The sequence below is a fragment of the Lentzea sp. genome, from assembly GCF_036380075.1.
GTDB lineage: Bacteria > Actinomycetota > Actinomycetes > Mycobacteriales > Pseudonocardiaceae > Lentzea.
The window spans coordinates 19,103-41,558 of the sequence record NZ_DASVFL010000335.1; the positions used below are offsets into that span (position 1 = coordinate 19,103).

General features: G+C 70.7%; 21 protein-coding genes. 7 read left to right on the forward strand and 14 right to left on the reverse strand.

Going from position 1 to position 22,456, the window contains the following annotated elements:
- Positions 1 to 22: 22 nt before the first annotated feature.
- Both VF330_RS35805 and VF330_RS35810 read right to left on the reverse strand, forming a co-directional pair.
- Positions 23 to 1,468: an aldehyde dehydrogenase family protein gene (locus tag VF330_RS35805; protein ID WP_330856170.1), complete on the reverse strand. Its 1,446-nt coding sequence runs from the start codon at positions 1,466 to 1,468 to the stop codon at positions 23 to 25.
- Between the two features lie 9 nt (positions 1,469 to 1,477).
- Positions 1,478 to 2,146, reverse strand: a complete 669-nt coding sequence (locus VF330_RS35810) for an aminoglycoside phosphotransferase family protein (RefSeq protein WP_330856171.1) — start codon at positions 2,144 to 2,146, stop codon at positions 1,478 to 1,480.
- Positions 2,147 to 2,165: 19 nt separating this feature from the next.
- On the opposite strand from VF330_RS35810, the gene guaA reads away from it, so the two are divergent.
- Positions 2,166 to 3,725, forward strand: coding sequence for a glutamine-hydrolyzing GMP synthase (gene guaA, locus VF330_RS35815; RefSeq protein ID WP_330856172.1), 1,560 nt, complete (start codon positions 2,166 to 2,168; stop codon positions 3,723 to 3,725).
- 51 nt (positions 3,726 to 3,776) lie between these two features.
- Here guaA and VF330_RS35820 read toward each other — a convergent pair whose 3' ends face one another.
- Both VF330_RS35820 and VF330_RS35825 read right to left on the reverse strand, forming a co-directional pair.
- Entirely contained in the window at positions 3,777 to 3,971 is a 195-nt protein-coding gene (locus VF330_RS35820) for a hypothetical protein (protein ID WP_330856173.1), read from the reverse strand.
- A complete protein-coding gene (locus VF330_RS35825; protein ID WP_330856174.1) occupies positions 3,964 to 5,136 on the reverse strand; it encodes a PspC domain-containing protein in 1,173 nt (390 codons plus the stop codon). The genes VF330_RS35820 and VF330_RS35825 overlap by 8 nt, the downstream gene beginning before the upstream one ends.
- Before the next feature lie 69 nt (positions 5,137 to 5,205).
- On the opposite strand from VF330_RS35825, the gene VF330_RS35830 reads away from it, so the two are divergent.
- From VF330_RS35830 to VF330_RS35840, 3 genes are read left to right on the forward strand one after another with little or no spacing between them, the layout of a single operon-like run.
- On the forward strand, positions 5,206 to 6,450 hold the full coding sequence (locus tag VF330_RS35830) for a PspC domain-containing protein (protein ID WP_414675533.1): 1,245 nt from the start codon (positions 5,206 to 5,208) through the stop codon (positions 6,448 to 6,450).
- Positions 6,447 to 7,097 carry a response regulator transcription factor gene (locus VF330_RS35835; RefSeq protein ID WP_330856176.1) on the forward strand — a complete coding sequence of 217 codons (651 nt, stop codon included), beginning with the start codon at positions 6,447 to 6,449 and terminating at the stop codon, positions 7,095 to 7,097. Before VF330_RS35830 ends, VF330_RS35835 begins: the two co-directional genes overlap by 4 nt.
- Before the next feature lie 16 nt (positions 7,098 to 7,113).
- The gene (locus tag VF330_RS35840; protein WP_330856177.1) at positions 7,114 to 7,704 is read left to right on the forward strand and encodes a hypothetical protein; all 591 of its coding nucleotides are present in this window, start codon (positions 7,114 to 7,116) and stop codon (positions 7,702 to 7,704) included.
- Here the strand turns inward: VF330_RS35840 and VF330_RS35845 are convergent.
- The 3 genes from VF330_RS35845 to VF330_RS35855 form a co-directional block, all read right to left on the reverse strand.
- The gene (locus tag VF330_RS35845; RefSeq protein WP_330856178.1) at positions 7,688 to 8,974 is read right to left on the reverse strand and encodes a serine/threonine-protein kinase; all 1,287 of its coding nucleotides are present in this window, start codon (positions 8,972 to 8,974) and stop codon (positions 7,688 to 7,690) included. The genes VF330_RS35840 and VF330_RS35845 overlap by 17 nt on opposite strands.
- A 228-nt stretch (positions 8,975 to 9,202) precedes the next feature.
- A complete protein-coding gene (locus VF330_RS35850; RefSeq protein ID WP_330856179.1) occupies positions 9,203 to 9,622 on the reverse strand; it encodes an SsgA family sporulation/cell division regulator in 420 nt (139 codons plus the stop codon).
- A 118-nt stretch (positions 9,623 to 9,740) separates the two neighbouring features.
- A complete protein-coding gene (locus tag VF330_RS35855) occupies positions 9,741 to 10,667 on the reverse strand; it encodes a DMT family transporter (RefSeq protein WP_330856180.1) in 927 nt (308 codons plus the stop codon).
- A gap of 82 nt (positions 10,668 to 10,749) precedes the next feature.
- Here VF330_RS35855 and VF330_RS35860 point away from each other — a divergent pair, with 82 nt between their 5' ends.
- Entirely contained in the window at positions 10,750 to 11,652 is a 903-nt protein-coding gene (locus tag VF330_RS35860; protein WP_330856181.1) for a LysR family transcriptional regulator, read from the forward strand.
- 15 nt (positions 11,653 to 11,667) lie between these two features.
- Here the strand turns inward: VF330_RS35860 and VF330_RS35865 are convergent, their stop codons facing one another.
- From VF330_RS35865 to VF330_RS35890, 6 genes are all read right to left on the reverse strand, one after another.
- Positions 11,668 to 13,311 (reverse strand): serine/threonine-protein kinase, encoded by a 1,644-nt coding sequence (locus VF330_RS35865; protein WP_414675531.1) that lies wholly within the window; start codon positions 13,309 to 13,311, stop codon positions 11,668 to 11,670.
- A 118-nt stretch (positions 13,312 to 13,429) separates the two neighbouring features.
- On the reverse strand, positions 13,430 to 14,770 hold the full coding sequence (locus VF330_RS35870) for a serine/threonine-protein kinase (RefSeq protein ID WP_330856183.1): 1,341 nt from the start codon (positions 14,768 to 14,770) through the stop codon (positions 13,430 to 13,432).
- 147 nt (positions 14,771 to 14,917) lie between these two features.
- Positions 14,918 to 15,820, reverse strand: coding sequence for a hypothetical protein (locus VF330_RS35875; protein WP_330856184.1), 903 nt, complete (start codon positions 15,818 to 15,820; stop codon positions 14,918 to 14,920).
- Between the two features lie 177 nt (positions 15,821 to 15,997).
- Positions 15,998 to 16,810: a hypothetical protein gene (locus tag VF330_RS35880; protein WP_330856185.1), complete on the reverse strand. Its 813-nt coding sequence runs from the start codon at positions 16,808 to 16,810 to the stop codon at positions 15,998 to 16,000.
- Positions 16,811 to 16,982: 172 nt separating this feature from the next.
- On the reverse strand, positions 16,983 to 17,834 hold the full coding sequence (locus VF330_RS35885; protein WP_330856186.1) for a hypothetical protein: 852 nt from the start codon (positions 17,832 to 17,834) through the stop codon (positions 16,983 to 16,985).
- A 104-nt stretch (positions 17,835 to 17,938) separates the two neighbouring features.
- Positions 17,939 to 18,265, reverse strand: a complete 327-nt coding sequence (locus VF330_RS35890) for a hypothetical protein (RefSeq protein ID WP_330856187.1) — start codon at positions 18,263 to 18,265, stop codon at positions 17,939 to 17,941.
- A gap of 70 nt (positions 18,266 to 18,335) precedes the next feature.
- Here VF330_RS35890 and VF330_RS35895 point away from each other — a divergent pair, with 70 nt between their 5' ends.
- A complete protein-coding gene (locus tag VF330_RS35895; RefSeq protein WP_330856191.1) occupies positions 18,336 to 19,388 on the forward strand; it encodes a histone deacetylase in 1,053 nt (350 codons plus the stop codon).
- Between the two features lie 18 nt (positions 19,389 to 19,406).
- On the opposite strand, the gene VF330_RS35900 is transcribed toward VF330_RS35895, so the two are convergent.
- Complete coding sequence (locus VF330_RS35900) at positions 19,407 to 19,664, reverse strand: chorismate mutase (RefSeq protein ID WP_330856188.1); 258 nt, start codon at positions 19,662 to 19,664, stop codon at positions 19,407 to 19,409.
- Between the two features lie 304 nt (positions 19,665 to 19,968).
- Here VF330_RS35900 and pcrA point away from each other — a divergent pair, with 304 nt between their 5' ends.
- Positions 19,969 to 22,275: a DNA helicase PcrA gene (gene pcrA / locus VF330_RS35905; RefSeq protein WP_330856189.1), complete on the forward strand. Its 2,307-nt coding sequence runs from the start codon at positions 19,969 to 19,971 to the stop codon at positions 22,273 to 22,275.
- The last annotated feature ends 181 nt before the right edge of the window (positions 22,276 to 22,456 follow it).

Here is a 22,456-nt window from a genome sequence, read left to right on the forward strand (position 1 = left end):
CCGGGCCACAGCTGAATCCGGGCTAGAGCTGAATCCCGGTCAGGACCGTGACGCGCTCCTCGGTGAAGTCCTCCATCGCCGACCGGACGCCCTCCCGTCCGGTGCCCGAGCCCTTCACCCCGCCGTAGGGCATCTGGTCGGCGCGGTACGACGGCACGTCGCCGATGATCACACCGCCGACCTCCAGCTCGGCCGCGGCCTCGAACGCCACCTGCACGTCACGGGTGAACACACCGGCCTGCAGCCCGTACTTGGAGTCGTTGGCCTGCGCGAACGCGTCCTCCACGCCGTCCGCGACGGACACCACGAGCACCGGCCCGAAGATCTCCTCGGTCCACACCTTCGCGGTCCTCGGCACGTCGGCGAGCACGGTCGGCTCGACCGTCGCACCGGTCCGCTTGCCGCCCACCAGCACCTTCGCGCCGACGTCGGTGGCCATGTTGACCCACTCCTCGACGCGCCGCGCGTTGTCCTCGTCGATCAACGGGCCGACCTCGACCTCGGGGTCGTGCGGGTCGCCGGTCTTCAACGCCCCCACGGCTTCCACGAGCTTCGGCACGAACTCGTCGGCGAGCGAGCGGTCGACGATCACCCGCTGCACGGCGATGCACGACTGCCCGGCCTGGTAGTTGCCGAACGTCGCGATGCGCCGCGCCGCGTGGTCCAGGTCCGTCCAGTCGGGACAGACGATCGCGGCCGCGTTGGAGCCCAGCTCCATCACGACGTGCTTGCGCGGCGCGGCTTCCATCAACGACCAGCCGACCTTCGTTGACCCGGTGAACGAGATGACCGGCAGCCGCTCGTCCTTCACGAGCGCGTCCATGTCCTTGCCGCGCACGGGGAGGACGGAGAACACGCCCTCCGGCAGGGCGGTCTCGGCGAGGACCTCGCCCAGCAGCAACGCGCTGAGCGGCGTCGCCGAGGCGGGCTTCACGATCACCGGCGCGCCCACCGCGAGCGCCGGCGCGACCTTGTGCGCCACCAGGTTCAGCGGGAAGTTGAACGGCGCCACCGCCAGCACCGGCCCGCGCGGCACGTGCCGGACGATCGCCATCCGCCCCACGCCACCGGCCTCGGTGTCGAGCCGTTGCAGCCCGCCGGTGAACCGCCGCGCCTCCTCGGCCGCGAACCGGAAGGTGTTGACCGCGCGCTGCACCTCGATCTCGGCCCACTTGAGCGGCTTGCCGTTTTCGGCGGTGATCGTCTCGGCGATCTCCTCCGCGCGGTCGGCCAGCGTGCGCGACACCTTCAGCAACGCCTCGGCCCGCACGTGCGCGGGTGTCCGCCGGAACTCCTTGGCCACGGCCGCGGCCGCCGCGACGGCGCGTTCCACCTGGTCTCTGCCCGGTACGGCGACGGAGGCGACCTCGGTGCCGTCGAACGGGTGGAGAACCTCCAGCGCCTGCTCGCCCTGCTCGGGGCGGCCGGCGACCCAGCAGGGCCTGGGCTGTGGTGTGAACGCGTCCATGGGGCCACGTTAAGCCCTGTTGGCCTGCACGTACCGAACGAGTTCCATGTAGTAGTCGTCGTGGCGTTCCGCGCGTTGCAGCACGAACGCCGGATGCTCCCTGATCGTCCTGATCATGTCGTCCAGACGGGCGAGGACGTGATCGTCTTCGTAGCCGCACCCGTACGCCTCGCAGAAGAGCCGGGTGCGCCGGGCGCGGTCGTCCGGCAGCGCCAGCACGAACTGGATGACCGCCCAGCTGACGTCCCACCAGCGCGGACCGGGATGCGCGCTGTCCCAGTCGAAGACCCCCGTCGGACGGCCGTCGGTGAACACGGTGTTGTACGGCGCGAAGTCGCCGTGCAGCACCACCTCGACGGGCTCTCTGGCGGGGTGCTGCCACCCGTCGCGCCGGTCGACGAGGTCGAGCGTCGAGTCGTGCAGCCGCCGCAACAGCAGCGCGGACTCGATCAGAGCCGTGTCGTCCGATGGGGGCACGTGGCCAACGTCACCGAGCAGGTAGCTCAGCAGCTCGTGCTCGCCGTCGAGCCCGAGAGGCACCGGCGCGACGCCCAGCGGTGCCAAGTGCCGCAACAACTCGTGCACCCGAGGAGCCCACGGCCCCGCCGGTCTGCGCACCGCGTCACCCACCTTGAACACCTGGTTGAGCCCGCCACCGGTCAGCAGTTCACCGTCCACGCATGAGATCCTTGGCGGCGTGTCCGACACCAGCAACCGCCCTGTTCTCGTCGTCGACTTCGGTGCCCAGTACGCGCAGCTGATCGCCCGCCGCGTGCGCGAGGCCCAGGTCTACTCCGAGGTGGTCCCGCACACCGCGTCGGTGAGCGAGATCCTCGACAAGAACCCGCTGGCCATCGTTCTGTCCGGTGGCCCGTCGAGCGTCTACGAGGAGGGCGCGCCGCAGGTCGACCCGAAGCTGTTCGAGACCGGCGTCCCGGTCTTCGGCATCTGCTACGGCTTCCAGGCGATGGCGCGCGCGCTCGGCGGCTCGGTCGAGCAGACCGGCACCCGCGAGTACGGCCGCACGGACCTGAGCGTGCCCACCGAGGGCGGCGCGCTGCACCAGGAGCTCCCGGCCAGCCACCCGGTGTGGATGAGCCACGGCGACGCCGTCACGAAGGCGCCCGAGGGCTTCACGGTCACCGCGACCAGCGAGGGCGCGCCGGTCGCCGCGTTCGAGGACAGGCAGCGCCGCTTCGCCGGCGTCCAGTACCACCCCGAGGTGCACCACTCGCCGCACGGCCAAGAGGTGCTGCGCCGGTTCCTGCACGACATCGCGGGCCTGCGGCCGCAGTGGACCACCTCGTCGATCGTGGACGAGCAGGTCACCCGCATCCGCGAGCAGATCGGTGACGGCAAGGCGATCTGCGGCCTGTCCGGCGGCGTCGACTCCGCCGTGGCCGCGGCCCTGGTCCAGCGCGCGATCGGCGACCGCCTCACGTGCGTCTTCGTCGACCACGGCCTGCTGCGCTCCGGCGAACGCGCCCAGGTCGAGCGCGACTACGTGGCCGCCACGGGCATCCGCCTGGTCACGGTCGACGCCCGCGAGCGCTTCCTCAACGCCCTGGCCGGCGTCACCGACCCTGAGGAGAAGCGCAAGATCATCGGCCGCGAGTTCATCCGCGTGTTCGAGCAGGCCGAGCGTGACCTCAAGGCCGAGGGCGACTACAAGTTCCTCGTCCAGGGCACGCTCTACCCGGACGTCGTCGAGTCCGGCGGCGGCGCGGGCACCGCGAACATCAAGTCGCACCACAACGTCGGCGGCCTGCCGGACGACCTGCAGTTCGAGCTCGTCGAGCCGCTCCGCGCCCTGTTCAAGGACGAGGTCCGCCGCGTCGGCACCGAGCTGGGCCTGCCCGAGACCATCGTGCAGCGCCAGCCGTTCCCCGGCCCGGGCCTCGGCATCCGCATCATCGGCGAGGTCACCCAGGACCGCCTCGACACGCTGCGCCAGGCCGACGCCATCGCCCGCGAGGAGCTGACCCTCGCCGGCCTCGACCGGTCCATCTGGCAGTGCCCGGTGGTGCTGCTCGCGGACGTCCGCAGCGTCGGCGTCCAGGGCGACGGCCGCACGTACGGCCACCCGATCGTGCTGCGCCCGGTGTCGTCCGAGGACGCGATGACCGCGGACTGGACGCGCCTGCCGTACGAGGTGCTGGAGCGGATCTCGACCCGCATCACCAACGAGGTGGCGGAGGTCAACCGCGTGGTGCTGGACGTGACGTCGAAGCCGCCGGGCACCATCGAGTGGGAGTAGGAACGTGAGAAAGGCCCCCGGTCAGCCGACCGGGGGCCTTTCCTCTTTCCGTCAGGACCTGCGCCTCAACGAGTTCGTCAGCAGGACCACGCCGACCACGATGGCCGTCCCCCCGAGCGCCCACCGGAGGTCGAACCAGAACGTCCCCCCGCTCAGCACGTAGGCCGCCATCAGCCCGCCGCCGATCCCGAACACGAGGCCCAGCGGGTCGATCCGCCTGCGCATCACCGGTTGCTGGTCAGTCACGGGCCACCCTCACATTTCCGACGCTCGTGTGAACGTCCAGGTCGATCTTCAGGCCGCCGGCGCCGTCGCTGCCGAGGTCGGTGCCGTCGACCTGCACGCTGCTGCCGTCGGCCTTCCTGCCGAGGCAGTCGAGCTCGCCGATCGACGACGCCTCGCACCGGAACGTCACGTCGGCGTTCTGCGGCACCCGCACGACCAGCTCGCCGAGGTCCGACTCGAGCTCGGTCCTCACCGAACCGGAGTCCGGCAGCTCCCGCAGGTCGAGCGTCACGCTGCCGACGCCCAGCTCGTAGCGGTCCTTGACGTCGCTCAACGAAGTCGGCGTCGCCTCGACGTTGCCCAGGTTCGGCGGGCCGTCGAAGCCCACGGTCGTGAGGCCGAAGCCGGCCACCGACAGCGGCACCAGCAGCCAGATCAGGGCCCGGCCACCGCCGACGAACGACCCGACCAGCAGGCCCGCGGCCAGCACCGCGATCACCAGTCCGATGACGTGCGGCACGGTGAACCACGGCACCCACGCCCCGGCGATCGCGGACGCGGCCACGACCAGCAGTGCCACGCCCAGCGTCACGGCGCCCACCTTCGGCTTGCGCGGACGCGGTGCCGGCGGCTGCGGGCGGGGGGCCGGTTCCGGCAGGTCCCACGCGAACGGCGCGGCACCCAGCGGGTCCCAGGCCGGTGCGCCCGGAACCGGTGGCGTCACCGGCGTCTCGGCGATCGTGGCGGCCGGCGCGAGGTGCCCGCGGTTCTTCTGCAGCAGGTAGATGCACGCCACCGAGGCCGCGATCGTCACGACGACCTGGAAGCCGCCGTTGCCGAACGTGAACGCGAGCGCGGGGAACATCAGGATGCCCAGCAGCACGGTCTGCCCCTGGGACGTGGAGCTGTGCCCCCTGTTGACGAGCGACTCCAGCGGCGAGACCTCGTCGCCCTCCTCCGGCAGCAGCAGCCAGCCCGCGAGGTACATCGGCAGGCCGACACCGCCGGACAGCACGAGTGCGACGAACGCGATCCGCACGATCACCGGGTCGATCCGGTAGCGCAGGGCGATCCCGGTGGCGACGCCGCCGAGCTTGCGTCCTGCACGGGGCCGCACCGGACGGTGGGCCCAGAACTCTCTGAGCGTGTCCGCCACGCCCTGCATTGCCTTCTCAGTCCCGCTCACGGTGACAACCTTGCGCTGTCGGGACGCGGACCACATCAGGGAACAGCCCTGAACAACGGAACCGGGGTCATCCCTGATGAACAACTCGGCGCGACGTGTGACGATCGTCCGGTGAGTGCAGGGATCGAACCGATGCGCCGCCGACGTACCGGCCGCGTGGTCGCGGGCGTCGCCAGCGGGATGGCGGACCACCTCGGCGCACCGGTCTTCTGGGTGCGTGCGGTGTTCGCCCTGCTCGCCGCGTTCAGCGGGATCGGGATCATCGCCTACGCGTTGCTCTGGATGTTCGTCCCGCAGTCCGCGGTGGCGGAACCGGAGACCGACAAGGACCGCAAGGAGTGGCAGCAGGCCATCGGCCTCGCCGCGCTCGGTCTCGGCGTCGCGGTGTTCACCGGGCTGCTGGGCAGCACCGCCGGCGGCTGGGTGACCGGCCCGATCGCCGTCGCGCTCGTCGGCGCCGCGGTGGTGTGGCGCGAGGCGGACGAGGCGCAACGCCGTCGCTGGAAGGACGGGGCGCTCGGCGCGGGGAAGAAGACGGGCGTGGTGCGGACGGCGGCGGGGGCGGCACTGGTCGCGGCGGGGGTCGCCGCGTTCCTCGTGTCGAACGACTCCATCCAGAACCTGCCCAGCGTCGCGCTGGCCGTGCTCGCCACCCTGATCGGTGTCGCGGTGCTGACCGTACCGCTGTGGATGCGGCTGGTGCGCGACCTCGACGCGGAACGCCGTGCGCGCATCCGCACCGACGAACGCGCCGAGATCGCCGCCCACCTGCACGACTCCGTGCTCCAGACGCTCGCGCTGATCCAGAAGCAGTCCGAGTCGCCGCGCGAGGTCAAGCGCCTGGCCCGCAGCCAGGAACGCGAGCTGCGCAGCTGGCTCTACGGCCGCGAGGTCGGGGACGGGAGCGACCAGCCGGCGACCCTGAGCGGCGCCATCGCCCAGTCGTGCGCGGAGGTGGAGGACGGCTTCGCCATCGCCGTGTCGCAGGTCGTGGTCGGGGACTGCGAGCTGGAGGACGGCATGTTCGCGTTGGTGCAGGCCTCGAAGGAGGCGATGGTCAACGCGGCCAAGCACGCCGGGGTCGGCGAGGTCAGCGTCTACGCCGAGATCGAACCGGACAAGGTGACGGTGTTCGTGCGCGACCGGGGCAAGGGGTTCGACCCGGACGCGGTTCCGGAGGACCGGCATGGCCTCGCGGGCAGCATCCGGGGGAGGATGGACCGGCACGGCGGAGCTGTGCGGCTGCGCACCGCACCCGGTGAGGGGACCGAGGTGCAGCTCGAGATGCCGAGGAAGACGGAGGCCAGGACGTGAGCGTGAGGGTGTTCCTGGTGGACGACCACGCGTTGTTCCGCGCGGGAGTGCGCGCGGAGCTCGACACCATCACCGACGAGGTGGAAGTGGTCGGCGAGGCGGGCAGCGTCGGCGAGGCGGTGGCGGGGATCGCCCACCACAAGCCGGACGTGGTGCTGCTCGACGTGCACATGCCCGACGGCGGCGGTGCCGAGGTGCTGCGGCAGATCCGCACCAAGATCCCGGAGGTCACGTTCCTCGCCCTGTCGGTCTCCGACGCGGCCGAGGACGTCATCAACGTGATCCGCGCGGGTGCCCGCGGCTACGTGACCAAGACGATCTCCAGCCAGGAGCTGGTCAGGGCGGTCGTGCGGGTGTCGGAGGGCGACGCGGTGTTCTCGCCGCGGCTCGCCGGGTTCGTGCTGGACGCGTTCGCCGACCGGCCGGGTGCCGCGCCGATCAGCGACCCCGAGCTCGACCTGCTGACGCCGCGCGAACGCGACGTCCTGCGGCTGCTGGCCCGTGGCTACGCTTACAAGGAAATCGCGTCGGAGCTCTTCATCAGCGTGAAGACGGTGGAGACGCACGTGTCGAGCGTCCTGCGGAAGACCCAGCTGTCCAACCGGTACGAGCTCTCCCGCTGGGCCACGGACCGCAGGCTGGTCTGAGAGGTTCCTGGGGGCTTTGATCAAGAAGGTCGCCCGCGGTGCCACCGAGGTGCTGGCGCCGTGGGTCTGGGTGGTCCTGCTGCCGTTCGGCGTTGCCGCGGCCACTGAAAACCTGTGGATGACGCTGTTGTGGGGGCTGGTCGTCGCGTTGACGGCGTCCGTCATCCCCATGGCCGTCATCGTCCGCGGCGCCCGCAAGGGCAAGTGGGACAGCCACCACGTGACCAACCGCGAGGGCAGGCTCGTCCCGCTGGTCGTGGCGGGGGCGTCGCTGACCGCGGGCACGGTGATCATGGTGCTCGGCGACGCGCCCGTGAACATGCTCGCGCTGGCGGGCAGCATGTTCGCGTCGCTGGTCGTCAGCATGGCGATCACGTTCGGGTTGAAGTGGAAGATCTCGCTGCACGCCGCGGTCGCCTGGGCCGCCGTGGTGACGCTGGCGGTCGTCCACGGACCGTGGTGGCTGCTGCTGGCGTTGCCGGCCGCGCTCGTGGCGTGGTCGCGGGTCGAGCTGGGTGACCACACGACCGCGCAGGTGCTGGCCGGGTCGGTGATGGGCGTGGTCGTGGGTGGCGGCAGCTTCTGGCTGCTCAGCCAATCTCTTTGAGCGCGGAGATCTTCATCTGGTTGTCGACGGCGGCGACCGAGACCTCGACGACGATGTCGCGCTGCTTGCCGATGTCCGTGACGAGGGACAGGTTCACCGTGACGACCCAGTCCGGCCCGTTCGAACGGACCGGGATCGCGGAGAGGGCGCACCGGACCGAGGTGTAGCCCTTCCACCGCTTCTCGAAGTCGGCCCGCGGCTCCCGCCCGTTCTCGGCGAAGTCCTGCCAGGCCGTCTCGACGTCGGCGCGCGGCAGGCGGGCGTAGTGCTCCTGCACGAACGCCATCGCCTCGCCGGCCGTGAAGTAGCGGGTCGTCTGCTCGGGCGAGAAGCCGGACTCGTTGGCGGACGAGTCACCGCCCGTGCCGCTCCAGTACGCCGCCGCGGCACCACCGCCGATCCCGATCGCCGCGATCACCGACAGGATCACCAGGATCCGGCGGTTGGGTGGCTTGAGCCTGCGCTGCTCGGGGATGTGCAGCGGCTGGGACGGCTGCGGCCCCTCGGCCAGCAGGTCGGCGGCCTCCTGGGCGGTCGGCCGGTCCTTGGGGTCGTTGGAGAGCAGGCGCATGAGCAACGGCGTGAGCTCGCCCGCGTTCTTCGGGTCGCGCAGCTGCCCGCTGGCGGCCCGGTAGATGAGGCCGAAGCTGTTGTCGCTGGGCCCGAACACGGACTCGCCCTCGACGGCCGAGTAGATGGTGGCGCCGAGCGAGAACACGTCGGACGCCTCGTCCGGCTGCTCGCCGCGCGCGACCTCGGGGGCGAGGTAGGCGGGGGTGCCGGCGATCATGCCGGTGTCGGTCATCGTCCCGTCGCCGCTGGCCTTGGAGATGCCGAAGTCGGTGATCTTGACCGTGCCGTCGTGGCCGATCAGGACGTTGCCGGGCTTGATGTCGCGGTGGACCAGCCCCGCGTTGTGGGCCGCTGCCAGCGCCGAGGCGACCTTGGCGCCGATCCGCGCGGCCTGGGCCGGCTTGAGGGGCCCCTCCTGGGCGATGAGCGCCGAGAGGCTGAGAGACGGCAGGTACTCCATGACGATCCACGGCTCTTCGTGGTCGTCGCCGACGACGTCGAACACCGCGATCGCGTGCGGGTGGTGCAACCTGGCCGCGTTGCGCGCCTCGCGCATCGCCCGCTGGTGGTCGCCGGTGATGAGCTGCTTGACCGCGACCTCGCGCGCCAGCACCTCGTCACGCGCCCGCCAGACCACCCCCATCGCTCCGCTGCCGATGCGCTCGAGCAGCGTGTAGCGATTCCCGATGGCCGTCACACCATGAGACTAATCAATCGCGCAGAAGCACATCCGCGGTTCCCCGCACGTGGGGTCGCGCAGATCGCTCCGAACCGGCTCCCCGGTGGGGACTGGAGGCCGAACCCGCTGGTGGAACACGTCCTCGTCGCTGCCCACGACGACGGACACGAGCGTCTCAGGTGGTCGCCGGTGGCGAGCTGCCCCGCAGCTCGACCCGCGCCCGTCGGGCCACCTGACGGCGGGGGACTAGTCGATCGTCGACACCAGCTTCTGCAGCTCGCGGTCGAAGTCGATCCACAGGTCCTCCTCGCCGGGCTGCACGACGTCGTAGGAGCTGTCCAGGAACTCCGCCACGTCCTCGGCGACCGCGCTGAGGATGGCGAACCCGGTCGGCGCGTTCAGCTCGACCAGGACGCGCTCCGGGTCGTCGGACGCGGGCCGCACCAGGATGTCGCCCTCACCGGACGGCGTCAGCAGGCCGTCGGCCAGCAGGTCGCGGGCGAACATCCACTCCACGCGACCGGAGCCGGTGAAGAAGACGACGGCGACCGCGTACGGGTCCTCCGGGTCGTAGACGAGCTCCGCCTCGACCGGCGCGGGAGCCGCACCGGGAGCCAGCAGGTGGAAAGTCGTCCTGCTCGTGACCTTCAGGTTCTCGTTCTTCATGTCGATGTCCTTCCCGGGGTCTCCATGTCCGCTCACAAAGAGGAGACGGCCAACGGGCCCGGGAAAGACGCGATTCGTCGCGGAACCATCCTTCTGGGGGAGACGTGGGTCTCACCCTTCAGCGTTTGACCAGGTCGCGCGTCTCGTTTGGTGAGACGTTCTGACCAGCCGCGACGGGCTTCCTGCGGGTCAGCGCGACACCCAGCAGCACCACCAGCATGCCGGCGACGACCCTCGCGTTGAGTTGCTCCCCGAGGAAGATCGCTCCAAGGAGTACCGAAACCACCGGCAACAGGTAACCGACCGTAGTCGCCGTCGTGGCGCCCTCATCCGCGATGACGCGGTAGTTGAGGATGAACGCGGCGCCGGTCCCGAAGACGCCCAGGACGACCACGGCGACGACGCCGATCCAGTGCAGGTGCAGCGGCTGCAGCCCGCCGAACGGCGTCGCGAGGGCCAGCATCCCCACCGCGGTGGTCAGCTGCATGGCGGCGAGCTGCGTGGAGGTCGCGCCGGTGTTCACCAGGTAGCGGCCCGCGTAGGAGTAGCCGACGGCGTAGCTCGCCGCGCCGATGAGGCAGAGCACCGCGCCCCAGCTCGCGATGCTGTTGGCCGCCTGCCACGGCGCGAAGATCAGCAGGACGCCCGCGAAGCCGAGCCCGAGTCCGAGCATGCGAACCAGGTTGCTGATCTTCTCGGTGCCCAGCAGCAGGCCGATGGCGAGCGCGAACAGCGGCGTCGTGGAGTTGAGCACCCCGGAGACGCCCGAGTCGACCGTCTGGCCGCCGAACGCGAAGAGCGTGAACGGGATCGCGCTGCCGAACAGCGCCACGAACAGCATGTGGCTCCACACCCGGCGGTCGCGGGGGAGCGTCATCTTCGCCAGCGCGAGCACGACGAACAGCACGAGCGCGCCGAAGAACGTGCGCACGAGCGAGATCTGAAGAGGAGCGAGGCTTCCGAGCGCGAGCTTCATCCAGAGGAAGCTGGATCCCCACAGCAGGGCGAGGACGCCCATCCTGATCAACGTTCCGCGTTGGTTCACGGGTCCACGATGCGCCCGCCGACACCTGAAAACAATTTAATTGTTGTGCAGAACCTTTAAGTAGCGCTGTAAGGTCCGGGGCATGCTGGACGTGCGACGCATGCAGGTGCTCCGGGCGGTCGTGAGCACGGGATCCATCACCGCCGCCGCGACGAACCTCGGCTACACGCCGTCGGCGGTGTCGCAGCAGGTCGCGGGCCTGGAGAAGCAGGCGGGACTACCGCTGCTGGAACGCGTCGGCAGGGGCATCAGGCCCACCGCCGCCGGCCGTCTGCTCACCGAGCACGCCGCCCGCCTCGCCGAGCAGCTCGCCGAGGCCGAGAGCGCGCTGACGGCGTTGCGCAACGGCTGCGCGGGCACCCTGCGCGTCCGCTACTTCGCCACGGCCGGAGCGGCCCTCGTGCCGCCCGCGGTGGCCACGTTCCGGGCCGAGCGGTCCGGTGTCGAGCTCGACCTGAAGCTCACCGAGCCCTTCGACCCCTTCGAGGAGCTCGCCGCGGGCCGCGCGGACGTCGCCATCACCGTCCTGCTGCCCGAGGCCCCCGCCCCCGAGGGCATGGTCGCGCGGCACCTGCTCGCCGACCCGTTCTACGCCGTGTTGCCGCGGGGACACGCGCTGGCCCGCAAGCGCGTGCTCGACCTCGGTGAGCTGGCCGGCGAGCCGTGGATCAACGCGGACTGCGGCGCCACGGGGCCGTGCGCGGACCTGGTGAAGAACGCGTGCGCGGGCGCGGGGTTCGCTCCGAAGGTCGCCGTGGAGAGCGACGACTACGCCACCGCGCAGGGGTTCGTGGCCGCCGGGCTCGGCGTCACCCTCATCCCGCGGCTGGGCCTGGGCTACGCGCACCCCGGCGTCGTGCTGCGCAAGGTGCGCAACCCCGAACCGGTGCGGCACATCCACGTCGTCTACCGCGAGGACGCCGCGTGGAACCCCGCCGTGCTGTCGCTGGCGGAAGCGCTGGAGAAGGCCGCGCGGGCCAGCTGACCCGCGCGGTCCTGCTCAGTAGCCCTGAGCGGCGCCGAGCGACTTGTCGCTGCTCAGCAGGAGGTTCGGGCTGGCCCACTGGAACGAGATGCCGCGCCGTTCCGTGCTCTTGCCGCCGCTCTTCTTCGTGTACTCGACGTCGACCTCCCAGTAGAAGCCCGACACCTCGGTCGCCTTGAGAACCTTGGCGTCCTTCATGCCGTTCCAGAAGGTGTCGAAGCCGCTCTTGCCGCCGGGGTAGGCGCCCTGGAAGTTCGCGTTGCCCATGGCCCACGCGTCGTTCGGCGAGTCGGGGGCGGTGTCGAAGTAGTCCTTCAGGAAGTCCTCCATGTCGGAGGGCTGCGGCTGGGTCGTCCACTGACCGGCCTTGCCCGCCGACTTGGGCGGCGTCGACTGCTTGGTGTTGTCGCCGCCCTGGGTCTGCTGGACCGTCGTGTTGGGACCGGCGTTGTTGCCCTTGTCCTCGTCACCGCCGCTCGAGATCATGCTCGCGAACATGATGCCGACGACCGCCGCCGCCACGATGGCGAGCGCGGTGTAGACGGTCGACTTCTTGCTCTTCACCGACGACGCCAGCGACGAGGCGGGCTTCGGGCGCTGCGAGTACTGCGGTGCCGCGGCCGGGCGGCGGTTCGGCGGCGCCGGCTGGTGCTGCGTCGGCACGGCGCGCGGAGGCGTGTGCAGGTCCACGCGCGTCGCGTTGGGCGGCGGCGGGGTCTGCTGGGGCGGCAGGGCCCGCGTGGCGGCCTGCGGCTGCGGCTGGGGCTGCACCGGGGCACCGCGCCACGACGGCGGGTGCGACGGCGCGACCACGGCCGGCGTGAAGGCGGGAGCGGCCTGGCCGTTCGCGACGGCGGCGAGCGCGTCGCGGGCCTCGGCCATCGTCGGCCGGTCCTCCGGCTCCGCGCGCAGCAGGCGCATCAGCAGCGCGGTCAGCGGCCCTGCGTTGCGCGGCGGGTTGACCTTGCCGGACGCGACCTTGTGCAGCAGCGCGATGGTGTTCTCGCTCAGGCCGAACGGCGGCTCGCCCTCGATCGCCGCGTACAGCGTGGAACCGAGGGAGAACACGTCGGACGGCGAGCCGGGGTCGTAGCCCTTGGCGACCTCGGGAGCGAGGTAGGCGGGGGTGCCGGCGAGCATGCCCGTCGCGGTGACGGTGACGTCACCGGTCGCGCGGGAGATGCCGAAGTCGGTGATCTTGACCGTGCCGTCGTCGCCGAGCAGCACGTTGCCGGGCTTGATGTCGCGGTGCACGATGCCCGCGTTGTGCGCGGCGGCCAGCGCCGAGGCGACCTGCATGCCGATCGACGCCACGTCGCGCGGCGGGAGCGTGCCGCGTTCGGACAACACGCCCGAGAGGCTCTTGGACGGCAGGTACTCCATCACCAGCCACGGCTGGCCGTCGTCCTCGGCCACGTCGTAGACGGCCACCGCGTGCGGGTGCTGCAGGCGCGCGGCGATGCGGCCCTCGCGCATGGCGCGGCGCTTCGCCTCGTCGGTGTCGGCTTCGGCGAGTCCGGGCTGCAGGAGCAGCTGCTTGACCGCGACGGTGCGGTGCAGGCGTTCGTCGAGCGCTGTCCAGACGACGCCCATGGCGCCACTGCCGATTCTCTGGCTCAATCGGTAGCGACCAGCGACCAATCGGCCATCGTCGGTCACAGTTGCTCCCCGCTGTGCGGTCACTTGCTCTCTGTTCAACGGCTCATCACACCTCTGGGTTCAGATCACCCAACAGTGCGGGTACCCACCATACGAGACTTCTGCGGAGTAGTGACGGTTAACCCTGAGCTGGCGGCGGCGGAGCGCTGGAGCTCGGTGGTGCCGACGACGGCGGCTTCGTGGTTGTCGTCGTCGTGGTTGTCGTCGTCGTAGTCGTCGTCGTGGTGGTCGTGGTTGTGGTCGTCGTAGTGCTGGACGTCGTTTCGCGCGTCGTCGTTGCCTCGGCCGTGGTGGTGGTCACCTCTGGCTGCGAGACCTGGGTCGTCGTCGGCACCACCGAAGACGAGCTCGGCGGCGGCACTGACGGCGTCTCGCCGTCCTTGGTGAAGACCCCGAGCGCCACCAGCAGACCACCGATGACCAGCAGCAACGCCAGCACGACCGCGGCGATCACCAACGGCCGGTTGTCCTGCTGGTGGCTGCGCGCGGGCGCCATCGGAGGCGCCGTGCGCGGCGGTGAGGTGCGCACCGCGGCCGCCGGACGGACCACGCGGGTTCGTTCGGGTTCCACGAACGTCGTCGGGTCCGGCCCCGCGGGCACCGCCAGGCCGCTGAAGGACGGCGAACGGCCGTGCGCGACGGCGTTGAGCACGTCCCGCGCCTGCGACATCGTCGGCCGGTCGTCCGGCTCGAAGTTGAGCAGGTACAGCAGCGTGTCGGACAGCGGGTGGTCGACGGTCGGCTGGTTGATCCGCCCGGCCGCGACCGCGTGCAGAACACCGAGAGTGTTCTCGCTCACTCCGTAGGGCGGTTCGCCCTCCATCGCGGCGAACAGCGTCGAGCCGAGCGAGTAGACGTCCGAGGCCGGCGTCGGGTCCTGGCCGCGCGCGATCTCCGGCGCGAGGTAGGCGGGCGTGCCGGCGATCAGGCCGGTCTTGGTGACCGTGATGTCGTCCGAGGCCCGCGAGATGCCGAAGTCGGTGATCTTGACGATCCCGTTCTCGGCGATCAGCACGTTGCCGGGCTTCACGTCGCGGTGCACGATCCCCGCCGCGTGCGCCGCGGCCAGCGCCGCCGCGCACTGGGAGCCGATGTGGGCGACCTCGACGGGGTCCATCGGCCCGCCCTCGGCCAGCGCGTCGGCGAGGCTGTAGGACGGCAGGTACTCCATGACCAGGCACGGGACGCCGTCTTCCTCGACGACGTCGTACACGGCGATGGCGTTCGGGTGGTGCAGCTTGGCGGCGATGCGGCCCTCGCGCATGGCGCGCTGGATGGCCTCGTCCTGCTCGGCCTCGTCGAGACCGGGCGCGAGCAGCAACTGCTTGATCGCCACCTCACGGCCGAGGCGCTCGTCGTGGGCGCGCCAGACGATGCCCATCGCGCCGGAGCCGATGCGGTCGAGGAAGCGGTAGCGGTCCGCGATCAGGCGGCCGTCCGAGGTGTCGGACGTCGTCACAGGACCACCCCGGCCTCACACGACAGCGTGACTGCGGCTTCGGCAGCAGGTCCCACGCTCGTGCTCCTCGTGCGGTAGTCAGCGGTCGTCCGGAATCGCCCGCACAGGGTACCTGTCGAGGGCCACCGCTGAGCTACCCGTCGTACGTCAGTTCGTCGGGGTGAAGAAGTCGAAGCCGCCGACGGTGTCGCCCACGGTGTTGAGGACCGGGTCGAGCAGGCCGAGGTCCACGCTCACGTCGACCGGGTTGGTCTGCGTGGGCAGCGCGCTCGAGGCGGGCGGCGTGGTGCTGCTCGGCGGGGTGGCCGCGTTCGACGTGGAGGTCGTCGGCGAGGTCGAGGTCGGCGGCGCGGGCGTCTCGGTCGACGGCGGCGTGCTCGGCTGGCTCGTCTCCGGCGACGTGGACGGCGTGCTCGCGACCGGCGGCGTCTCCGAGGTGGGCTGCTGCTGCGTCGGCTGCTGCTGGGTCTGCTGCGCCGGGCGCTGCGGCTGCTGCGTCTGCACGTACGGCGCGACGCGCGTGGTCGGGTTCGCCGACGACGTCTCGGCTTCCCGCGTCTCGGTCGCGTCGGCCTGCTGCGTCTTGTTCGACGGCAGCTTCACGACGCCGCCCTCGGTGCCGGCGCTCGCGGCACGCGCCTGGGCGCGCTCGTCGAACCGCACCTCGGCCAGCGGGCGCTCGTCCGGCGAGTGCAGCAGCGAGGAGGCGGCGAACGCCATCGACCCGCAGAGCACCACGCCACCGCTGGCCGCGACGGCCAGCTTGCCCACCGTGAAACCGCCCCGCTGCGTGTCGTCGGCCCGGCCCTCGCGGCGCAGCAGCTCGGTGATGTGCAGCTCGCGCATCGGCTGCTTCTTCGGCTTGCCGCCCGGCGTCTTGACCGCCTTGAACTTGACGGTCGGCTCGAACGCCTCGGGGGTGATGTCGTCGGTGATCACCGGGATCTCCACGGTTTCCGCCTCGCGGCGGGCGATCAGCTCGGCGACGGACAGCTGCCCGGTCGACTCAGCCGACCCGTTCAGCCGCCGACGATGGTCCTCAATCGACACCGCTCGTTCACCTTTCCAAGTTCGCGTACGCGCACTGGCGGGAACATGGATACCGAATCGTGACCCGAGATGTAACCCCTTCGGGGGAATTTTCACTGTCCGACCCCCGTTTTCGCGACGAGCGGTCACCGTTCGACTGCGAACGGCGATCCGCTGGGGCGCGACCTACAGCCGGGCCTAACTCCGCTGCGCCGAAAGGACCTCGGTGGCGATGATCCGCGGCTGGGTCGTGTCGGTGAGCCAGAAGAGCTGTTCGATCCGCAGCCAGCTCCCGTTGAGCTCCTGCATCGAGACCACCGCGAGCACCGAGCCGTCCGGCCGGACCGACGTCTGGTCCACGTTCACCGTCTTGATCATTCCCCAGGAGTCGACGAACTCCTGGGGGTTGGCGCCGACGAGGTCGGGGGACAGCAGCTTGGCCGCCGAGCCCGGCTTGGACGTGAGCAGCTCGTAGAACCGCTTCACCACGTCGACCTGCGGCTGGGGGCCGACCGAGACCTCCGGCGTGGTCGGTTCGGGCGTCTGCAGCAGCAGTGCGGACGGCTGCGGCATCGGCGCGGCGGGTGGCGTCCGCGCGACCTGCGGGCGTTCGTCCGGCAGCTGGGCCGACAGGACGTCCGGGCGCAGCGCGCTCGAGCCGGACAGCGCGACGGGCCGCTCGGAGTACGGGATGCCGGAGTTGGCGGGGCGCTGGCTCGCCAGGACCGCCGCGCCCGCGATGGAGCCGACGAGCACGACCGCGCCGGTCAGCAGGCCGAACGCCTTGGCGACGTGGGTCTGCTTCGCGCGCCGGCGGCGGCCGGGGACGACCGGGATGACGGCCGTGGTGGCGGTCATGTTCTCGGTCTCGCCGAGCAGCGACGTGACGAGGGCGTCGGTCGCGGCTTCCTCCTGCGACGGGATGCGCACCGGCTGCTGCTTGAGCAGGTCGGCCACGCTGATCGACCCGGTGCGGGTGTGCCGCCGGCCGGTCGTCGCGGGACGCTGCACTGGTCTCGCCCTCCGTACTGTCCGTGGTCACCTGAAGACGTACCGTGGCCGCATGGGCGGCCGCCAGTCCCTGCCCGGAGTTCATCCGTTCGTGGCGGCCAGCGGTGGTCTGGAATCGCTCAAAGGTGCTACCTACTACGTTCGGTAGCTCCGAGCGCGACCTTGAGGCGCGTCAGCCGCCGGTCTTCAACCGTTCACCGTTGATCAACGGCAGGTCGCCGAGCGTGAAGCTGAGCTCGCGCTTCTCCGTGCTCACCGAGCCGTCCTTCTTCGTCACCTGGAGCAGGCTGACGGTGAGGCCCTTGGCCGGGTCGACGGCGATCTCCTTGACCTCGATCAGCGAGATGTCCGCGAGCCGGCCCTCCAGCAGCGCGCCGGCGTTCGAGCGCACGGTGTCGGTGGTGAGGGCGAGCGCGTTGTCGGCGTTCGTCGCCATCTCGCGGTAGAAGTCCTCGGTCTTCTGGGCGATCTGGGTGCCGTCGACGACCGGGGCCTGCGTGACCGGCACCGTCGTGATGACGGGCGGCGCGGTGCCGGAGGGCCGGGCGCTGGTCGCGGAGGCCTGACCGCTCGGGCCGGGGGTGCGGCCGGGACCCGTGCCCGGCACGGGGGCGCCCTGGCCGGTCCTCGCGGCCGACGGGAGCGTGCCGGTGGCGGACGGGGTGGTGCTGGTGCCGCCCGTGGGCAGCTGGGAGATCAGCGGCACGTCCGACGGGTAGCCGGGCAGGCCGACCGGTTCGGCGTCGGTGTGGCCGCCGACCAGCTTGGCCGCGGCGACGCTCAGGCCGACCAGCACGAGCACCGACGAGACGACGGCGAACCACGCCGCGCGCTTCCAGGTGCGCGGCGGCGTGACCGAGGCGGGCACCATGCCGATGTTGAACTTGCGCAGCCCGTCGGTGTCCTGGAGCGGGTCGATCTCACGGCCGCGGGGCAGCGGGATGCGGTCGCCCCCGGCGACGGGCCGCCCCGGTGGCGGCGCGATCCCGTCGGCGAGACGGTGCTTGCCCGGCAGTTCGTCCATCCCGACACCCCCTCTGCGACGCAACCAGGGTAGGGCCGTCCGGAGGTGTCGAACTCACCAAATGGGGGCGTTCGGGACGAGTGACACTCGATCGTGTGGACTTGTCAGCGGGGCGGGAGTTGCGCTTGACCGCTGTTCAGCTGCTTGCGCGTCTTCTGCACGCCGTTGATGGCGGCCAGACCGCTGCCGCCGGCGATGAGGGCGCCGATCACGTCGGCGCCGACGCTCTCGCCGTTCGTGATCAGCAGGCCGATCGCGGCACCGGCCGTCGTGATGATCGCGGTCTTCCAGCGGTTGCGGACGAACTGCGAGACGGGCGCCCCGGAGAGGCCCTTCTTGTTCGCGGCCGAACCGAGCAAGCCCAGGTATGCGTCGTGCGCCAAGGCGGCGAGCAGGCCGGCGATGGCGATCAGTGCGGCGATGAGGCCCATGCCTCCAGTGTGCCTCCAGATTTTTCCGGTGGACCATCCGTGATCGCCCTGATATCCGATTCGGGTGGACATGTTCTGGCACGACGACTGCCTCGAGCACGACGCCGGCGAGGGCCTGTGGGAGCTGCCGGGCTCCTGGCCGTGGCTGGACGTCGCCGAACCGCACCCGGAGAACGCCGCACGGCTGCGCACGTTCCGGCACGCGTTGACGCACGGACCCGTCGCCGGCCACCTGCGGTGGCACGAGGGGCGGCATGCGTCCGTTGACGAGCTTCTGCTCGTGCACACGGCGGGATACCTCGACTCGTTGCGCGTATCGGAGCGTGTGGCGCTGGAGGTGAACACGGTCGTGGGACCGGAGACGTGGCGTTCGGCGTGCGCGGCGGCGGGGACGGCGTTGGCCGCTCTGGAGTCCGGCGCACCGCTGGCGTACGCGCTCGTGCGGCCGCCGGGCCACCACGCCCAGCCGGACATGGCCGACGGCTACTGCTTCGTGAACAACGCGGCGCTGGTGGCGGAAACCGCGCGGCGGCAAGGGAAGCGGGTCGCCGTCCTGGACTGGGACGTGCACCACGGCAACGGCACGCAGGAGGTGTTCTACGACCGTCAGGACGTGCTGACGATCTCGGTGCACATGCGCCACGGGTCGTGGGGCACGAACCACCCGCAGACGGGCGCACCGTCGGAGGTGGGCGCCAACGGGCGGAACGTGAACATCGAACTGTCACTCGGTGCGGGCGACACGGCGTACCTGCGCGCGCTCGACGAGATCGCGTTCCCCCTGCTGCACGACTTCGCACCTGACCTGCTGGTGTGCGCGTCCGGGTTCGACGGGTCGGCGTTCGACCCCAACGGCCGCCACAACCTCACGGCCGGCGGGTACCGCGAGATCGGACGGCGGGTGGCGTCGTCCGGGACGCGCGTGGTGCTCACCCAGGAGGGCGGCTACCTGCGCGGGTACTCGGCGCTGTGCCTGCACGCGCTGGTCGAGGGCCTGCTGCGGCTGCCGGAGCCGTTGCTCGACGACCCGCTCGCCTACGTGCCGGACGACGTCCAGCTCGTCGACGCGGACCTAGGGCGGGTACGGGAGGCGCTGAGGCCTTTTTGGCCCGGCGTGCTGTGACGCCGGGCCGGAGCTTCCCTACCTGCCGAGCGGGCCGCGGCCCATCTTGAGCAGCGTCAGCGCGAGGTCCTTGCCCTCCGGGCCGAGCGGCTTGTAGCGGTTGAGGACGTCGATCTCGCGGTTGTGCACGATCTTCGTGCCGCCGGCCGCCATGCGCGCGGCGCCGATGATCTTGGAGATCTCGACGCGGCGTTGCACGAGGCGCAGGATCTCGGCGTCCAGGTGGTCGATCTCCTGGCGCAGGTCGTTGATGTCCGGCTCGGTGGTGGTGTCCATCGGTGGTGACCTCTCGACTCTTCGAGCCCTGGCCCGGAAGCAGCGAAGCCCCGGGGTCCGAGGACTCCGGGGCTTCGTGGTGGCTTTGACAGCGCTAGACGACCACGGGAGCCGGAGTCCGGGTCCCGTAGAAAAACTCGAAGTACGTCGCGCGCATGGAGGCAGTGTTGCACAGACCAGCCGCCCGCTGCCAAGCCCTCCTGCCGGTGGACCCACCAGATGGGACGCCCGGCGGGACGCCGGATCGAACACGTGGTCGGGCGGTACGGGATTTGTCGGTGCCGCCCGGTACCGTGGATGAACGATGAGCGCCTTGTTCGACTTGCCCTCAAGTCCCCCCGTTTCCCGCGCGGGCCACCTGCTCGACGACCTGAACCCCGCGCAGCGCCGTGCCGTGGAGCACGCCGGTTCGCCCCTGCTCGTGGTGGCGGGCGCCGGCTCCGGCAAGACGCGCGTCCTCACCAGGCGGATCGCCTACCTGCTCGCGGCGAGGGACGTGCACCCCGGCGAGATCATGGCCATCACGTTCACGAACAAGGCCGCCGCGGAGATGAAGGAGCGCGTCGCCGACATGGTGGGCGCCCGCGCCCGCTCGATGTGGGTGTCGACGTTCCACTCGATGTGCGTCCGCGTCATGCGTCGCGAGGCCAAGACGCTGGGCATGTCGTCGAGCTTCTCGATCTACGACAGCGACGACACGCGGCGCCTCATCACGCTCGTGGCGCGCGACCTCGATCTGGACCCGAAGAAGTACCCGGCCCGCACCCTGGCCGTGCACATCTCGAACCTGAAGAACGAGCTGGTCGACCCCGAGACCGCCACCGCCCAGGCCACGAACGACCTGGAACGCCGCGTGGCCGAGGTCTACACGGTCTACCAGCGTCGCCTGGGCGAGTCGAACTCGCTCGACTTCGACGACCTGATCATGCGGACCGTCGAGCTCCTCCAGTCGTTCCCGGACGTGGCCGAGCACTACCGCCGCCGCTTCCGCCACGTCCTGGTCGACGAGTACCAGGACACCAACCACGCGCAGTACACGCTGGTGCGCGAGCTGGTCGGCAGGCCGGGCGGCGAGATCCCGCCGGCGGAGCTGTGCGTGGTGGGCGACGCGGACCAGTCGATCTACGCCTTCCGCGGCGCCACGATCCGCAACATCGTGGAGTTCGAGCGCGACTACCCGGACGCCACCACGATCCTGCTGGAGCAGAACTACCGCTCCACCCAGAACATCCTCACGGCGGCCAACGCGGTCATCTCCCGCAACCCCAACCGCCGCGACAAGAGCCTGTGGTCCGACCTCGGCGAGGGCGAGAAGATCGTCGGCTACGTCGCCGACAACGAACACGACGAGGCCGCCTTCGTCGCCAACGAGATCGACCGCCTGGTCGACGGTGGCGAGGTCAACAACTCCGAGATCGCCGTCTTCTACCGCACCAACAACCAGTCGCGCGTGTTCGAGGAGATCTTCATCCGCCTCGGCCTCCCGTATCGCGTGGTGGGCGGCGTCCGCTTCTACGAGCGCCGGGAGGTCCGCGACGCCCTGGCCTACCTCCGCACCCTGGCCAACCCGGACGACACGGTCTCCCTGCGCCGAATCCTGAACGTCCCGAAGCGCGGCATCGGCGAACGAGCGGAGGCCTGCGTCTCCGCCTACGCCGAACGAGAGCGCATCAGCTTCGCCGCGGCCCTGCGCGACCTGGACAAGGTCCCGATGCTGAACCCGCGCTCCCGCAACGCGATCGCGGGCTTCGTGGAGATGATGGACGAGCTGGGCGACATGGTCGCCCGCGAGGACGACGTGGCCGACATCCTCGAAGCGGTCCTGGAGAAGTCCGGCTACCGCTCCGAACTGGAAGCCAGCGAGGACCCCCAGGACCACACGAGGATCGAGAACCTCAACGAGCTGGTGACGGTCGCCCGCGAGTTCACCGAACTGGAGCTCCCGGAGGGCGCGGAACCGATCCCGTCCCTCCCGGCCTTCCTGGAACGCGTCTCCCTGGTGGCAGACGCGGACTCGATCCCGGACGCGGAGTCCGACGGCGTGGTCACCCTGATGACCATCCACACGGCCAAGGGCCTCGAATACCCGGTCGTCTTCAGCACGGGCTGGGAAGACGGCGTCTTCCCGCACATGCGAGCCCTGGGCGACCCTGCAGAACTGGCAGAAGAACGCCGCCTGGCCTACGTGGGCATCACCAGGGCCCAACGCCGCCTCTACCTGTCGAGGGCCCTGGTCCGCTCAGCCTGGGGCCAGCCCTCAGCCAACCCGGCCTCCCGCTTCCTCGGCGAGATCCCGGAAGACCTGATCGACTGGCGACGGGTGGAACCCTCCCGCTCATCCCCAGCGACAGCCACAACCTGGGGCCGCTCAGCCTCAGGCGGCATAGCCTCCCGAGGCCTCAGCCGCCCAGCGCCAGGCAAACAGGGCTGGAAGGACGCCCCGGCCCTGAAGCTGGAAGTGGGCGACAGGGTGACCCACGACAAGTACGGCCTGGGCAGAGTGGTGGCAGTGGACGGCGCGGGCCTGAGGGCAACCGCAACGATCGACTTCGGCGGCTCCGGCACAGTCCGCCTGATGCTGATCGGCAGCGTCCCCATGACGAAAATCTGACACCCACACGCAAAGCCGAAGGCGAGCCCAAGGCGCATGCCGAAGGCGCGCCACGCGAAGGCGAAGCCGAGCCGCCTTGTCCTGAAACGGAGGTTCCGGTGGGGTCCCGTCACGAGTCGTGCCTGATGCTCTTGCCGCGCCCGAGGGGTCAGGTCAAGTCGACACGCTTTTCGTCGACTTG

What these genes read in the sequence shown, in the direction of transcription:
- VF330_RS35805 (WP_330856170.1), bottom strand. Translation starts at nt 1,468, where the DNA reads ATGGACGCGTTCACACCACAGCCCAGGCCCTGCTGGGTCGCCGGCCGC.
- VF330_RS35850 (WP_330856179.1), bottom strand. Translation starts at nt 9,622, where the DNA reads ATGAAGAACGAGAACCTGAAGGTCACGAGCAGGACGACTTTCCACCTG.
- VF330_RS35860 (WP_330856181.1), top strand. Translation starts at nt 10,750, where the DNA reads ATGCTGGACGTGCGACGCATGCAGGTGCTCCGGGCGGTCGTGAGCACG.
- VF330_RS35885 (WP_330856186.1), bottom strand. Translation starts at nt 17,834, where the DNA reads ATGGACGAACTGCCGGGCAAGCACCGTCTCGCCGACGGGATCGCGCCG.
- VF330_RS35890 (WP_330856187.1), bottom strand. Translation starts at nt 18,265, where the DNA reads ATGGGCCTCATCGCCGCACTGATCGCCATCGCCGGCCTGCTCGCCGCC.
- VF330_RS35895 (WP_330856191.1), top strand. Translation starts at nt 18,336, where the DNA reads ATGTTCTGGCACGACGACTGCCTCGAGCACGACGCCGGCGAGGGCCTG.
- VF330_RS35900 (WP_330856188.1), bottom strand. Translation starts at nt 19,664, where the DNA reads ATGGACACCACCACCGAGCCGGACATCAACGACCTGCGCCAGGAGATC.
- pcrA (WP_330856189.1), top strand. Translation starts at nt 19,969, where the DNA reads ATGAGCGCCTTGTTCGACTTGCCCTCAAGTCCCCCCGTTTCCCGCGCG.